Source organism: Phormidesmis priestleyi ULC007, from assembly GCF_001895925.1.
GTDB classification, from domain to species: Bacteria; Cyanobacteriota; Cyanobacteriia; order Leptolyngbyales; family Leptolyngbyaceae; genus Phormidesmis_A; species Phormidesmis_A priestleyi_A.
Map to the genome: position 1 here is coordinate 59,667 of NZ_MPPI01000019.1, position 15,771 is coordinate 75,437.

Annotated in this window: 9 protein-coding genes; 4 read left to right on the top strand and 5 right to left on the bottom strand. The window is 47.2% G+C overall.

Going from position 1 to position 15,771, the window contains the following annotated elements; translation table 11 throughout:
* Positions 1-56 precede the first annotated feature (56 nt).
* From BRW63_RS16355 to BRW63_RS16365, 3 genes are all read right to left on the bottom strand, one after another.
* On the bottom strand, positions 57-1,610 hold the full coding sequence (locus tag BRW63_RS16355; protein WP_073072826.1) for an FHA domain-containing protein: 1,554 nt from the start codon (positions 1,608-1,610) through the stop codon (positions 57-59).
* A 54-nt stretch (positions 1,611-1,664) separates the two neighbouring features.
* Positions 1,665-3,359: a hypothetical protein gene (locus BRW63_RS16360; RefSeq protein ID WP_073072828.1), complete on the bottom strand. Its 1,695-nt coding sequence runs from the start codon at positions 3,357-3,359 to the stop codon at positions 1,665-1,667.
* A gap of 120 nt (positions 3,360-3,479) precedes the next feature.
* The gene (locus BRW63_RS16365) at positions 3,480-5,432 is read right to left on the bottom strand and encodes a serine/threonine-protein kinase (protein WP_181314450.1); all 1,953 of its coding nucleotides are present in this window, start codon (positions 5,430-5,432) and stop codon (positions 3,480-3,482) included.
* A 927-nt stretch (positions 5,433-6,359) separates the two neighbouring features.
* Between BRW63_RS16365 and BRW63_RS16370 the strand changes: the two genes are divergently transcribed.
* Positions 6,360-7,907: a PAS domain-containing protein gene (locus BRW63_RS16370; protein ID WP_073072831.1), complete on the top strand. Its 1,548-nt coding sequence runs from the start codon at positions 6,360-6,362 to the stop codon at positions 7,905-7,907.
* Positions 7,908-8,404: 497 nt separating this feature from the next.
* Entirely contained in the window at positions 8,405-9,757 is a 1,353-nt protein-coding gene (locus BRW63_RS16375) for a hypothetical protein (RefSeq protein WP_073072833.1), read from the top strand.
* A gap of 114 nt (positions 9,758-9,871) precedes the next feature.
* Here BRW63_RS16375 and BRW63_RS16380 read toward each other — a convergent pair whose 3' ends face one another.
* Entirely contained in the window at positions 9,872-10,756 is an 885-nt protein-coding gene (locus BRW63_RS16380) for a hypothetical protein (protein ID WP_073072835.1), read from the bottom strand.
* 218 nt (positions 10,757-10,974) lie between these two features.
* On the bottom strand, positions 10,975-11,793 hold the full coding sequence (locus BRW63_RS16385; protein WP_073072836.1) for a calcium-binding protein: 819 nt from the start codon (positions 11,791-11,793) through the stop codon (positions 10,975-10,977).
* Between the two features lie 792 nt (positions 11,794-12,585).
* On the opposite strand from BRW63_RS16385, the gene BRW63_RS16390 reads away from it, so the two are divergent.
* Complete coding sequence (locus BRW63_RS16390) at positions 12,586-13,389, top strand: peptidylprolyl isomerase (RefSeq protein WP_073072838.1); 804 nt, start codon at positions 12,586-12,588, stop codon at positions 13,387-13,389.
* Positions 13,390-13,445: 56 nt separating this feature from the next.
* A partial coding sequence (locus BRW63_RS16395) for a peptidase domain-containing ABC transporter (RefSeq protein ID WP_189645268.1) occupies positions 13,446-15,771 on the top strand: 2,326 nt, incomplete at its 3' end.

Below are 15,771 nucleotides of genomic sequence, written 5' to 3' on the forward strand. Positions count from 1 at the left end.
ACATGGCACTGCCGTGTCCACTATCCTTGCAGTAACACACCATTCAATCCACAATCCTAAGCATCGATCTCTAGAGAACCGACCGGATAAGCAACGCACGTCAGCACATAACCCGCTTTCTGATCCGCGATCGTCAATGCGGTTGGAGAAGTCTGATAGCGAACTTCTCCCTTCTGAACGCTCACCTTACACGCCCCACACGCGCCAACTCGACAAGCATGACGCAGTTGAACGCCTTCTTGTTCTGCTGCTTCTAAAATAGACATACCATCGTCTGCCAAAACCCGTTGATCAGATTTGGTGAAGTGAATCACAGAAGCCGTGTTTTGGGAAGCGGATTGAGCTGAGCGCAGCGGATCTGAACGAGAGTTTTTACCATTGCTGGCACTCAAAAACTCAGACGGAAGCGTTTTGATCAACGTCGCATCGAGCTGCCCCTCCTCAGATGCAGACCGGGCTGAAACGGGTGAGCTTGACGACTTGCCGCCAAAGCTTTCTTCTTGGTAGTTTTGCATGGGAAATTCCAGCTTTTCTAACAAAGAGCGAGTCGTTTGCATAAAGCCTTCTGAACCACACACGTAAACCGATCGCTCCAGAAAATCGGGTGCCATTAGGGGCAGCATCGATTCAGAAATGCGTCCGGTCAATCCCATCCAAGCGTGTTTGGGAGACGGTCGAGTTACGGTGATTGCTAAACGCAGATTTGGCATTTGAGCCGCGATCGCTTCTAACTCTGCCCGAAACACAATATCTTCTGGCGAAGCAGCACTATAAAGAAAGATAATGTCGCAGTCTGTCAGCGTGTCTTGCACCCAACGCACCATTGACATCATGGGCGTGATGCCGCTCCCGGCTGAGATCAACAGTAGTTTAGAGGGCACTTGGGGCAAACAGCTAAAGTTCCCCATCGCGCCGCCGATCAGCTTGACGCGATCGCCGACTTTAAGATGATCGTGCAACCAATTAGAGACCAGACCGGGGGACAATTCTGGCTGATCAGGCGGGCTGGGCACTCGCTTAACAGTGACGCTCAAGTGATAAGGGCGGGTCGGAGACGAAGAAATCGAGTAGCAGCGGATGACTGGCTTGTTATCAACCACAATCTCTAAATTGACAAACTGCCCTGGTTGATAGCAAAACAACACGGGCGGTTCTGCAACAAAACAAAAGGTTTTTACGTCAGGAGTTTCATCAACAATGCGACAACAACGACAGAGCAAATCTTCTCCTGCCCAGATCTGAGTCGGTAGCATATTAGAATCGATCGCAGTTTCAGCCGCCGCAGACAAAGGAGCTACCAAGGCTTCAACGTGTAAAAATGTTTGCCCAAGCTGAAGCAAGTCACCAGGTTGAAGGGGATGCGGATCGTCTATGGGAATGGTCTCACCATTGAGTAGTGAACCCGATGCGCTGCCCACATCAACAAAATAGTAAGTCGGGTCGAGATAGACAATTCGCCCATGAACTCGACTCACCTCTGGACTCATCAGCACTAAATCACAGGTGGTGCTGCGTCCAATCACCCACTCTGTTTGTCCGGGGTGGGATGCTTGAAGCTGATGATTTTGAAATTCTCGTTGCTCAAAGTTGACTGACTTTAGAATCAACATCGTGAGTAACCTCCTGGGTGATCAGTGATTGGCATGAATTCTTACCGCTTGTCATTAAGCGTTCGATTTTTTGGATGGTTTTGCGATCGTTCTTGCTAGAGTTACCGCCGTGTGAAAGGCTTCTGTTGACGGTTGAGAGCCAGACAGAATCTCTGAATTTGTGGCAGCGATCGTCTCGATCGTCGAAAAGTGATCGGCATCAGTTAGCTGCAAATCTTGTCTCAGTTGCCGACAAAATTCAAAACTGCCAGAGGCACTCGTGGTTTGTTGCCGCAACAAGTCGAGTACAACACCTGTATAGGTTTGCAGTCGCAATTGTTGAGAGACTCCCTGCAAAACTTTTACCAGCGTGTAAATTTCATCTGGCGTAAGATCATCGAGCGATCGTCCTTCTAGCAGCGTTGGCTCGATCGACAGCTTTTGCAGTTGTTTACGCAAACTAGTGGTCATGTTTTCGCGCTCATATTGAGTGCGGGTGCGGCGAAAAGTGCGATAGAGCCACAGAGAGCCAACCAAAACAATGAGTGCGTTAAAGGCAAACAATGGATAATCGGGCAAGCGATTTAACGAAGGACGGGCCCCATAAGAAAAGAATGTCCAAAAAGAAGTGACGGTAAACAGCGTGAACACAATATGTTGTGCTTGCTCTTGAGAGATCGCGCGACCTTTTCGGACAATCACCTTGCGACACAGTTTTTCTAATATCAGCCCTAATGTTAGAGTGATCGCAATCAAAACCGCAAACGTGATGAAAACTGCGAACGCTTTTGGAATCGGAATGGCGTGGTTATAAAGATAAAAACCTGTGTCGAATGCATTGGCAACTTGATCTCGTTCGTGAGTCCATGCACCTGTAAAATAATAATCCCAATTGCCTGCGTAGAGAAAATAGTATAGGTAAAAAGCAATCACCATGCCTAGATACCCATATTGAACGAGCCGCCGACCTGGTTTAGTAAAATCTGTCCAGTAGGTTTTTTCGGCATCAATGTCGATGCAAGCCGCTTTACATCCGACACAGGCGCTTTGTTCTTGACCCGTTTTTGAGTCGGTGGTACGACACATTGACTGAGTAATCGTTGCCCTGGGTTTGAGATAATTTTGACTGCCCAACAGCGATCGCGGCCCCGTATAAACCATTTGCACAGGTGCCATCGGGCAAAAATATTGACACCAGCTTTTGCCTGCATATAGATAGCCGATCAGCATTGCACAGAAAATCGTTGCAATCAGAAAAATTCCCAAGGCAAACCGATCGGAGTTGACATATAAAATGCGAAGTCCTAACCCCAGCACAAATAGCCCAAACTGAACATAGAGATGATTGCGTCCTAGCCAAGAGTTTTCGCCGATCGTCACCACTTCTCGCCGAACTTCACCCGTGACCCGATCGACCACCTTTCGCCGTCGCTGAATTCCCAACGCGCGCGGAATCTGTGACAAAAATGAGAGGGGACAAATCCGTCGCCAAAATTCATGTCCAAGCACCAATAGAACAAAAATCCCAGTGGGCACCACCATTGCCCACCAGATCAAAGCACTCATTGAAAAGGCTGACTGGGGCAGACACCGCTCTCGAACCTTGACGCACTGACTAAGATTAACGTGAAAGGGACTGCTTAGATTGTTGGGTTGAGTCCACGCGGTGGTGATGGGATCATAAAAAAGCGACGCAATTAACAATAGCCATCCAATGGTGAGTAACCAGCGAACGCGATGCATGGTCTTCTCGGAAACTTGATTCAGCATAGGTGTTACCTCTTTTCGGAACGGTTAGCGTCACGTCAGTTAGACACGACGAAAATGCAAAATCAGATCAAAATTTATCGATAAACAACCCCGTGAAAACAGTAGCCGTTAGTAAATTGATTAATGAATCGCTTCGTGATTGATTTGCCAAAAACTCACCCGTTTATTTGCATTCCAAGTCACTAAATAGTCATGATCTGGACTAAATGCAACATTCGCTGGATGCTCTAGTGTTCCTGTCTCTCGCATCACTAAATTTCCAGATTGAGGAATCCAAGTGCGAATGCTGCCGTTGCTATGAACGGTCATAATATTGCGATTGCACCTGGAAATTAGAATAGGATTAGCAGAGGCCTCTGGCAAAACCTGGACTAAAGCTTCGCGGTTGAGATCCCACATCAGCCCTCGGTCTTTGCCGAAGCTAATCAGCGTGTGATCATTGACCAGTTGTAAGCCAACGATCGTGTCGGTATGCCCTGAAAACGTTCGATGAATCTTCCCAGTGCGGAGATCCCAGACTTGAAGCTGACGATTAGCACAAGGTGCAGCTTTGCAGAAACCGCGACTGGCAGTGATCAGAGTGTTAGAAGTCGCGCCGTAGGTGATAGCAGTCACGTCTGCTTGCGGGAGGTTTAGAGTTTGCAGCAGTGCGCCAGTTTTTAAATTCCATTGGCGCAAGGTTCTATCTTTACTACTACTACTGACCAATGTTTGTAGATCCGGACTAATTGCGATCGCGGTTACAGACTTTTGATGTCCTTTAAAGGTTTTAAGAAATTTTCCTGAAGCTGCATCCCAAAGTTGGAGAGTGCCATCTTCGCGACCACTGACCAACAATTTGCTGTTTTGGCTAATGGCTAACGTCGTCACGGGTGCTTTATATCCCACCAGAGTTTTGATGCGCCTCCCACTGGGCAACGACCACAGGCGTAAGACATGATCGGCTCCGGCAGTCACCATGACTTGATTGTTGGGGGCAATCAGCACCCGCTCGACCCCCGATTTAATCGACATTTCTCGCAGCATTGTTAAATGCCCATCAGACTGGGGAAGAAACCTCTGTTCCAGTTGAGTAAGGGCAGATTTAGCTTGCTGACCATAATCAGAAAACCATCCTCCCATTGTCCCTTTAAAAGCCTGCGAAGCGATCGCTCCGATTAACAACATTGTGCTGGCAGGCAAAACCATCTGTTGCACCCATGAGCGCTGACTCGTCCCTTTCTGCCTAAAACGTTGGGCTGCGGGCAATGCCTGAAGGTCGGTCAAAACCTCTGATGCTTGCTGGTAGCGATCGCCGACCCGACTTCGCACCATTCGATTGAGAATTGCCAGCAGCTCTGATGAGACAGACGACGGTTGGAGATAGCGTTGCCAATCTAGCTCTCCTGAAATCAAATCCTGCTTAAACTGTCGCGGATCAACACCCGTCAGCAAGTGAATCACCAAAATTCCTAGCCCATAAAGATCACTATTGGTCTGAGCCATTCCCAGACGTTGTTCGTCAGGCATATAGCCAGGGGTGCCAATTTCAAGCGGAAGCTCGGTGTCAGGTTGCATACTAGACTCGGTTTCTGGCAGGCAATAAGCTGCGCCAAAGTCAATCAAAACCACCTTACTGTCTCGACGACGACAAATTAAATTGCTCGGCGTAATATCGCGATGAATCACCCGATGCGAATGAATGTAGTTCAAAATAGGAAGCATTTCTAGCAGCAGGGCGATCGCCGCCTTTTGGGTAAAGCGTTTTCCCTGACTCAGCCAGGTGCTGAAATTTTCACCCTCAATATACTCTTGCACCAGATAAGTCGAATCTTGCTCTTGACTATAAGCAAAGAGCGTCGGAATTTGATGGTGATGTCGCCCAAACTGCTCTAACAGATGAGCTTCTGTCTCAAACAAGCGATGTGCGGTCTCTAGCGAAATCGTGCTGTGCAAGGGCAGTTTGAGGCACTTGACGACGCACAGCGGATGTCGAGGAAGATATTTATCACGAGCCAGATAGGTTTCGCTAAATCCTCCCGCTCCTAGCTTCTCTAAAATCAGGTAGCGTCCAGTTAATAGTTGCCCAATCATGCTCATACCCTTTGAGCGCGGACGTGCTCAAATCGCTGGTGTCCGCGAAATTCATTAAAAAACTCGTCGCGATCGTCCAGAAGGACTGAACAGGTGAATGTTGGACGTTCTTAAAGGCCTGCGAAACTTACCACAGCCTTGACTGTCTTCGCTGCCGCTCGTTGGGACAGTAGAATTTTCTTACTCAGGTTATAAATGCTGTGAAAAATTAAGCCAAAGCGGTAGACGAACCTCAGCTTAACCCTGATCCACTCACAATTCAGTTGCAATACTGGTTAGATGCTCGTGTAGATTATAACGACAAGTATCATTCTTGACTACCCATTCTGCAAAAAATGACTAAAAAAAGAGTAGATTAATTGGAACTGAGTCTAACGCACCCGTTCTAATTAACTGTAGGGGTAGCGCCCCCGTGCCTACCCTAACGACTGGAGGGCAACCACCGGGGGATTGCCCCTACCCAATCCTCTCTCTATTGGGCAACGCTAGAATAATTTGCTGATGTAGATATTGTGTGCCAATTCGCCAACAAGCCTACCCAAAACTGCTGATTATTATCAACATTGGAGATTAAAGACTGTGACACTTTAGAAACAAGCACAGACACGGATTTTAATTTGTTGAGAATCAATGAACCTAAGACGCAGTAATCAGAATGGGTGAGAATGAGTCAATTGAGCAAACGCTTACAAAATGGTTTAGCCTTTTGCTAAGGTAGACACGTTTGCCGAGAAAGATGGGTGTAGCTACTAGAGGGTTCGTCAATCAGGGTCGAACTCGCGCAATTTAAGCGACTGGTGATTAAGTCAACAAATCCTCAGCTTCAAGAGCTTTGAGAAATGATTGGCTCAGATCACTGCCAACCTTCGGGGTAGATGTAAACCTACTCAATATAGCTCCGCCCAAAATACAGGCATAGATTCAAAGATGAGTTCTACTTTTTGGGATATTCCTGGAATTCAATCTCGCAAGTCATTAGAGTTTTTAGAGCGATCGCTGCCTCCGATTGGGGTATATGACGATCAAGGACAGATCATTCACGCAAGCCAGAGCTTCTTAGAACTGCTGCCAACCCCTGTTGTGCCAGCTAACTTCTTGGATTGTTTTCCATCCACATCGATCGCCTTCACCGAACTGACAAAGTTTTGGGATCGGGCTTTGCAAGGAGAAACGACTCGTTTTCTCTCTAAAACTAGAGACGCAGAAGAAACGCTTGAATGTTCCCTTCAATTTGACTCAGATGCAAAACTGATGTGGGTCAATGCTAAAAAAATTGATGCCGTAGAAAGGATTCGCAACCTCACAGAAGCTTATGAACGAGCAATTTCAAGATCTGCTCACGCTAACCTGGCGACTGTTTTGATCAATCCGCAGGGTGGCATCATTCAGTGTAATCAAAATCTGCACAAGCTTTTGGGAACGAGCGATCGAGACCTCCTCAATCTTGAGCAATTTGTGCATCCTGACGATCGGCTAATTGATCAGCATTTAAAGCAGAATTTGCTGAATGAAAGCATTCACACTTATACGATCGAGAAGCGGTTCATTGCTAAAAACAACGAAGTTCTTTGGCTGAATGTTAACGTTTCCTCGATCGCAATTTCTGCTTGCATCCATGGGCATCAACGCTATTACGCGGTGCTATTAGAGGATGTTACAGAAAGTAAAAAAATCTATAGCACGTTAGTCAGAACCGAAGAAAAGTGGAAGACACTCTTTCTAAATAGCCCTTATTTGTTTATTCAAACCAGCCCTAGCGGACAAATGATCTATGTGAGTTCTGCGGTTGAAGACTTGTTGGGCTATCAACAAGAAGAGTTGCTCGGTCGGCAGATCAAAGAACTCATTCACCCCAGCAATCTCAATGAAGTTGAACTGGCTCTACAGCTATGGAACAGCCACATTCAAGCCAATCAGCCCAGCATCGAATGTTGGTGGCGATCGAAGTCTAATCGATGGGTTGCATTGTCGATTCAAGGGCAACAGTTTCCATCAGCGTTAGAAATTGATGGCGTGATCATCAGTGGACACAATATTACCGATCGTAAATGTTTAGAAGTCGAACTGAGAGCTAATGAAGAAAAGTTTAGATCGCTGGTTCTCAACAGTTTAGGCGCTGTGTTCCGCTGTGATTCTAGCTACATGATGGAATTCGCCAGTGACGGAATTCAAGACATTACCGGGTATCCAGCTTCAGTGTTTGTCAATAATCAAGTTCGATCGTATCTCAGTATTGTTTACCCAGATGACATTCACATTCTCAAAGACTCCCTCGTTCAAGCGATTTTAGACCGCTATCGCAGTTCGATCGACTATCGAATTATTGATGCTAACGGTCAGATTCGTTGGGTGAGCGAACGTAAACAAGGATTTTTTGACCAGAACGGTAATTTATTATGGCTCGATGGCGTGCTGCTAGATATCAGCGATCGTAAGCCTCTAAAGGTATTACGTCACCGTGAAGCGATCGACTGAAATTGGGTATTGCTGAATCGAAGCATGAATTTGCCCTAGAATTCTTGTCCCCTCTCCCAAAGGGCTACCGTGTACACACAAGTCTCTCAATTCGTCATTGCCGAGATCTTCGCCCCCTAAATCCCCCATTCTGGGAGACTTTGACCCAGGCTTTCAGTTTCAAAGTCCCCCAATTTTGGGGGATTTAGGGGGCAGAAGCCGCTCACAACGAAGCGAAATGACTTATGTACACACGGTAGCCCTTTGGGAGAGGGTTGAGGGTGAGGGCAAACTTTGCAATTAATGTCACCCTTCAGCAACGCCTGAAATTGAATCGTATCGAAAGGCGATTCTTAACAAATCTCCGGGCTTCTTCGTCTAATCTTTTACTTAGACTTTCTAGATTAAGAGAGCTTTAGGATAGAATAAGTTCACCGAGTTGACCCACTTGGGTCGATCGAGTTAGTTTAATCAAATCGCTCCGTGGTGTGTAGGTTCCACAATTTTTTTGCCCTAATATGAGTCGTGAAATTTCCCCGGTGGGCGTTGACGAGCGGCTAATTCAAGCAGCGATCAAATCAGACGTTGAGGCGGTGACTGAAAGGGTTTTTCAGAATACGCTTGATCCAGCAGAAACCATACTTGAAGACGACCTTGAGCGTCAGGCTGACTTACTCGATCATGCGATTCAACTTCCCGCCAAGGCTAAGGTGGCTTTGATTCGCAGACTCATTTCTCAACTCGAAGCTGACAACATTCAAACCATTGTCGAATTTGGGCTAAGAGAGATTGGCGATCGTCATCGTCATGGTGTCGCTGCATCTGCCCCAGTCGAGCACAACACTCGTCTGCTGCTCAAAAAAGACTACAGTTATCAAGCTCGCGGGTTGACTGAACCCACTCAATATTTTGTCTATTTAAGGCGGCGTAAACCCAAGTTAGATCGATACATTGGTACGCTGTTTCATCTGCCTCAAGGCTGCGCGCTTTCCTACTTTCTAGATGCTGAAGAACGGCTGATCTTTAACCCCCCTCACAATGTCTTTCAACTGCGAGACAGCAAGAATCCTGACATTATTCAAGTCGTGCGTTTGCTCTGTTTAGAGCCTCCGCCGCCAGATTACACCTTCGCCAAACAGCAAAATGATCTGCCCGAAATTCAGCTACATCTAGAATATCTCGATCTCCAAACCCATCAGCCGATCGCAAAGCTGACTTACCCGTTTCCGATGTGCATGCACGAGGGCGGCAAGCTCGATCGCTATCGTTGGGAAGTGACCACAGTCACCCAGGCTCCCGAACTGCTGATCGCACGTCAGCATTTCCCTCAAACGTCTGTGGTTGAACCTTTGCCTTCAACAAATTCTGTCTCATCGCCGCAACTCGACCTCAACTCGCCCCTCGATCGCGCTGAGCAGGTTGCTCAACCCCTGCGCCGAGTGCTAGAACTGCAACCAAAACTACTGACCTTTTATTTGAGCGATCGGGGTGACGCAGATGCGATTTTAAAACGAATGCGTTTATGGGTGGCTTGGAGCGAGAAAGCTATGCCCCAATCGAAATGGGAAATTATTCAAGATGCGGGCGATTACACCCTGATGAATGCCCGGTTTAAGCGGCGAATTCTGCGATTCTCACCCAATCTGAGCGCTGTTGTCTTAGAACATTCACTTCCCGTTTTAATGAAGTGGTTTCACGATTTGAGTTTAGCGGTGTCCCAGGCCCAAAGCCAGAGACAATATAGTGCTGTTCAATTAAAGCTGGCTCACACCCTGTTTATAGAGATGAGTCTTCCTCAGACTGATCCCCTGATTGCCCTGAAGAAATTGTTTGGACTAGAGTTTTCTAAACCTGCTCCGACCAAAGGCTAATACCAAACAAACGATGTCTAGAGGGCACGACATGTCGTGCCCCTACTGTGCCTTCTTTCAGACTATTGTGGGATGGGCATCTTACCCATACAGACTAGAAGCCTGTCCCACAATTCACTTAGGATTGCTATATCTAAACCCAGTCTTCGTAATCTTCACCGTCTCTGGCGGCACAACGGTTGGCATCATCGGTGCGTCTGCGGTGGCGATTTGCAGCAGAGCCGCGTCTGGCTCATAGCGTTTTGTCATTGCCTGCTGCAACAACTCCTGAACCGGGAGACTATTGTAGAGGGGAGAACCCTCAAGCGACTTGATTGCGTCAATCACCCCCTGCCAATCTGCTGCCGATTTAGCGGCAACTGCCTGATTAAACAATTTAGCTTGTTGACTCCAGCGCTGCTTTAGTTCTGTGCCGCGATCGTGCCATTGGCTAGTTTCTGGAATGCTGTTTAATAGAGCGATCGCAGGTGTAATCTCAGCTTGTTGAATGTGGCTGGTTGCCTGGCGCACTAACTCCTGTGACCATTCTTCCTGAAGTTGTTGCACCAACTCATAGTGCTGACTGTTTTTTGGGATTCCAGCAACGGTGTTGACGGCTTCTGTTAACTGGTCGCGACTTGCAGCAGCTTGCGCCTGGTTTAGTAAGTCGGCGTATGCTGCCTCCATTTGGCTGGGCAATTTGTCTAACTGCTCATGGCTTTGCAACTGATCACTCCATTGATGATTAGAAAGTTGCTCTGGAGACGCGGCTGTGGAGTGTTGTACTGCTTTAGAACAATGTTTTTCTACTCCAGCACTGTTAGATGGCTGTTCGCAGGGTTGGGTATTGATCTCTGCGGCTGCTTGTGAACCATTGTTGATCAACAGTGCAGAGCAAACAATCATGCCACTGCTGGCAGCCATTCTGAGGTCAGAAGCATTGAAGGGCAAGCGGCGGTTTGTCTTAAACGAGGGTGCGATCGAGGGGTCGGTAATCGGCTCTAATAGCTGATGGCTCATAATTGGAAAATTACACAATAAACGATCGTAATAGATGCACCCTAATTAGACCTTCTGCATGAATCCGGACAGCTCTCTCCCCAAGAAGAGGGAACAAGAGAGTTCTGGCTCCCTTCTCCTTGGGGAGAAGGGTTGGCGAGGGCTTCGCCCCACTTCGTGAGGAGGGCGGAGTATTGATGCAGGAAGTTAATTGACTAAAAAAACTTCGAGATCGAAGACTAGACGAGGGTGAAATTGGCCTCTGAAAACTGTGCGACATTTGCCAACCCAGCCTCGCCCCGTTGATTGTCTAAATTGGCCAGCACGCTCACATTTCCACCGTCACCCAGATCTTGAGAGTAGGCCAAACGGGTCAAGCCTAGCGTCGAGTTGAAGTAGATAAAAGCGCCTGCATCGGCTGTGATGTTGTTGTTGTTGGCGATCGCACGAGCCGCAGCCCCCGCCGCCGGAAAAGGATCGGTGAGCACAATCACGTTGCCGTTGCCCGCAATTTGTGAAGACTGTCCTTTTTGAAATGTGAGGGTGTCAAGGTTCAAATCAAATTTGTTGAGCGCAAATTGGTCTTCGCCGATCGTAAAGTCTGAAATCACATCAGGCTGGTTTAGGACATTAATACCCGTTTTTCCAGCAGGTGCAGCAATGCCGTTTGCAAACACATCGCCTGCATAGGCAAATTGATCAGCTCCTTCGCCCCCGATGAGTTGATCGACTCCGCTGTCTCCAACTAGTAGATCATTGCCCACACCGCCATCGATCGTGTCGTTGCCTACACCACCCCTGAGCTGATCGGCTCCATTTTCTCCAAACAGGGCATCATTACCCGCATCACCAAAAATCAAATCATCTCCATCACCGCCGAGAAATAAATCGTTGCCTTCGTTGCCTCTAGCCGTGTTGCTGGTTGCGTTTCCAACAAATAGATCATTGGTTAGCTCGGTGCCGTTAAAGTTCACTCCATCGGTTGCGACGGTAACTGAGGTAGTCTCGCTTAGAAGCGCTGAAAGTGCCTGTAGTCCAACTGGGTTGCTAATAGTCATGGTGATTTCCTTATGGTTGATTAAACTTTGAAGCTGCTCAGATCGGCTTACACACTAGAAGCTGTTGCCATCTGAATCAGGTTGGTTGAAATAATGTGAGGCGCGATCGCGCTATTTGAAAAAGACGATTAACAGCACGACCTCAGCACCCTGAAGTTAACACCACTGATAGACTCTGCCGTTGATTCTGTTTTGACAAGTCTCTGAGAGTTAGCGGATGAAGCTTAACTAAGGTTGCACACTCCATAAGTTTACTATGAAGCACATCCTTATACCAAGAGTAAAGAAGTAAAAGGATTTATCCAACCTGGTAATCTCAGAACTTTTTGGGGCTTGCTTAAGGTTTTTATACTTAGAGAAACTTGCAAATTTAGAATGCGTTTAGGATAAATACCCATTCTGTAAAGGTTTTAGAATAATCTGAATGGCAAAATAAAAACAATACTTAGTATGTAGTGTTATATTTTTAACCAAAAGGCGGTAATTTTGCTAATTAGAACCTACTGGTTTAGGAGATTGTTCCAATTAAATAAATTATTGAATATCGTCCGGTTTATTGCGGATGAACCTGTATAAATAACAGTCAGGGTATAACTAACGACTAGTCAGCCGAAAATTAATTAGAACTATATCAACGTTGGTTCTAATTAGTCTAGACGCACGGCAAGTTGTGTTGTAGCCTATCAAAGAGTGAAGGACTGTCACTATCTTGATTGTTTACTGCTTTATAGAAGCCGTGACATAGATTAGTTGATCGAAAAGATTGTCTACTTGAACGTTTGGAACACTCTCATGAGTAGCTGCTTAAAGATTGGTAGTCGCCTATTAAACGGTGACCAAATTATCTCTGCTTTAGTTCAATACAAGCTTCTAGAACCCCTAGTCGGGCATCTCTTGTTAGATGAAGTCTTCAAGGAAGTTCCTTTATTAAAACAGGAGGTGTTTCACACCCTAGTAGGCGCGGCCGATACACCAATACCGGAGGATTTTGAGAATTTTGTCACTCAATGGTGTCAACAGAAGGAGATCACACTCGATTATTTCAAGGCAGTGATGATGCGCGAGTGGCAACTGCAAAAATTTAAGCAACTGCGGTTTGCTGATCAAGTAGAGTCAGAATTTCTTCGCATCAAGTCAGACCTCGATCGCGTGGAATATTCGCTGATTCAGCTTGATGATGGGTCGTTGGCGCAAGAAGTCTATTTTCAGCTTCGAGATGACGGCGTAGAGTTTGCACAACTGGCGCAAGAATACTCATTAGGAAGTGAGAGACACACAGGCGGCTTGGTGGGCCCGGTGGCACTCTCGACGCTGCCGATCGACGTTGCAGCCTTATTTCGCAACCAACAGACCGGAATTGTCTACGCTCCGGTGCCTGTAAACGATCGATTTTGGGTCGTGCGATTAGAGCGGGTGATCGCTGCCCGACTGACTGAGGTGACTCGTACGGCTGTGGTCGATCGTCTTTATACTCAATGGCTGCAAACACAAGTTCAAAGAGTGATTAATACGCCGGGAGCGATCGCGGTGCAGTCAAATTCGACAGAGCAACCCTACCAACCCCGCAAAGCAGCACCTCTCGGCGATAACAATTAATGTCCACCAATCAGAAGACAGGATTAACAGAGTTCACCGCGTGAGGATTCGTGTCGATGATGCAAAGTGATGAACGAATGCAATCGTTTCTGACAGATTTTTTTACGGCATGGCTGTTCAAACCGCTGCCTCCTAATCTGCGAGAATCGATCGCGTCAAAACTGCGGTTGTGTTCTTTTCAGCCAGGAGAAGTAATTTATCCTCCTAAAGAATTGCCCTCAGCCGTGCATTTTATTGTGCAGGGAAGTGTGCGGATTCTCGGCTCTGACTCACAGCAAACCCCAACGCTGGCAGTGTCGGGCGCAGGCACTGTGGTGGGTTGGGATAGCTTGATTCGTCGCGTTGGGGCAGGGTCAGTGAGAGCCGCGATGAGTTCTCAAACTGCCGATCGGGAAGTGTTAACGCTGGCGCTCTCTGCCGATGAGTTTGAATCGTTCGCCTTAAAATATTTGATGCCTGTGTTAACACAACAGGTGAGTTTGTTAGAACTCTTTGATACGCTTTCTCGCGATCGGTCGCTTTTGCTTGATCCTGCCTCTGATCTCGATTTATTAGAAGTCGTGCAGTCTATTGATCGAGAACAGTTTGCCATTGCAAAACATTGGGATGCAGCAATGTCAAATGGGTCGGCTACGCTGTCAGACGATCGTATCTGGCTGGTTAGCAGTGGTGAAGGTCTTAACTTACCGATCGGGACACCTATCACCCACGTCAACCAATTGCAGCAAACTCGTCCCTCTCGATTCCCGGTGCGTTTGTTAGGACTCGATCGTGCCTGCTTAACCTCAACATTTCAACAAACTCCGGCAAGTGTTGCTTCGATCGAACCCGTTATCTCAACTGTTCCCAAAATTTCTCCACCTGATGACAAAGCTTATCCCGCTTGGAAGTCACGTTCTCCAGAGACGATCGAAGATATTGTGGCGTGTTTTGGCATGGTCTGCGAACGCTTACTAGTTCCTTATCGCCCTGATTCAATGCGCCGCTCATTAAAGCAGCAAGCGATCGATAAATTTGAACCCGTCGATCTCTATTTGCGGATTGCTCAAGCGATCGGGCTAAATGCTCAAGTGATTAACTTTACGCCTACAGGTGGCGGCATCAATCGGCTGACTACCCCCGCACTGATTCAGTTTGGTGACGTGTTTGCTGTGCTGTATGACGTGACTCCGACAACAACTGTGTTAGGTTCACCCCGAACCGGATTGGTGCGCCTAACTCCCGATCGGTTAGCAAAACAGTTGACGATCGATGATCCTTCAGATTCAGCGCCGACTACTTGCCGAGCGATTGTTCTAGAGCGATTTGCGACCACGCCGACCAAGCGGTTTGGCTTCCAGCGGTTTGTGCCAATGGTGATCAAACAGCGCGATGTTTTAGTGCAGGTCTTGCTCGCCTCGATCGTGATTCAGCTTTTGAGTTTGGGCAATCCTTTGTTGGTGCAGCAGGTGGTCGATAAGGTGATTATCGGTGCCAATGTAGGAGCAATGTCTACGTTTGGGATGTTGATGATCATGTTTGCGCTCTTAGAGGGCGTGTTGACCATTCTCCGAACGCAAATGTTGATCAGCACCACAAACCGCATCGATTTGCATCTGGGCGTTGAGATTGTGCGTCACATGCTGCACTTACCGCTCAAGTTTTTTGAGCAACGATCGGTCGGAGAGTTGGCATCGCGATTATTAGAATTAGAAAATATTCGTCAATTTATGACAGAAACTGCGATCACCACTGTGATGGATGTGGTGTTTTCGCTGTTTTATATTGGCGTAATGCTGCTCTATAACGTTCGTCTAACTCTCTGCGTTCTCGCTACCGTTCCGATTGTGATTGTTTCTACCCTGCTGATGTCTAAAATTCAGCAAAAATTGCTTCGCGTTAAAGCCGATCAGGGCGCGAAAGTGCAATCCTATATGGTCGAAGTCTTAGGCGGAATTGCGTCGGTCAAATCTCAGCACATGGAGTCTCTAGTCGAAGCAACCTGGCGCGATCGCTACGTGCAATATTTAACCAGTGGCTTCACAACCTCCAACATCAATACAGTCTTTTATTCCTACAGCAACTTTCTCAACACGGTGAGCAGTCTAATCGTGTTGTGGGTGGGTGCCGAACTAGTCTTGACAGGTGAATTAACCCTGGGTGGACTGTTCGCCTTTCGCATTTTAACCGGATATGTGACAGGCCCACTTTTGCGTTTGGCACGGCTCTGGCAGCGATTTCAAGAAACTTCGCTTTCGATGGAACTGTTAGCCGACATTGCAGACTCTCCCGCCGAAGAGGAGTTATCTCAAGAGCAACAGCTTCAAATTCCACCGATTGTTGGTCGGGTTCAATATCACGAGGTTTGTTTTGGATTTAAACCAGGGCAACTGCAATTATCAA

Bases quoted from the DNA above. Each gene is read 5' to 3' on its own strand.
- BRW63_RS16385 (WP_073072836.1), bottom strand. From the start codon at position 11,793: ATGACTATTAGCAACCCAGTTGGACTACAGGCACTTTCAGCGCTTCTA.
- BRW63_RS16375 (WP_073072833.1), top strand. From the start codon at position 8,405: ATGAGTCGTGAAATTTCCCCGGTGGGCGTTGACGAGCGGCTAATTCAA.
- BRW63_RS16360 (WP_073072828.1), bottom strand. From the start codon at position 3,359: ATGCTGAATCAAGTTTCCGAGAAGACCATGCATCGCGTTCGCTGGTTA.
- BRW63_RS16365 (WP_181314450.1), bottom strand. From the start codon at position 5,432: ATGATTGGGCAACTATTAACTGGACGCTACCTGATTTTAGAGAAGCTA.
- BRW63_RS16355 (WP_073072826.1), bottom strand. From the start codon at position 1,610: ATGTTGATTCTAAAGTCAGTCAACTTTGAGCAACGAGAATTTCAAAAT.
- BRW63_RS16380 (WP_073072835.1), bottom strand. From the start codon at position 10,756: ATGAGCCATCAGCTATTAGAGCCGATTACCGACCCCTCGATCGCACCC.
- BRW63_RS16390 (WP_073072838.1), top strand. From the start codon at position 12,586: ATGAGTAGCTGCTTAAAGATTGGTAGTCGCCTATTAAACGGTGACCAA.
- BRW63_RS16370 (WP_073072831.1), top strand. From the start codon at position 6,360: ATGAGTTCTACTTTTTGGGATATTCCTGGAATTCAATCTCGCAAGTCA.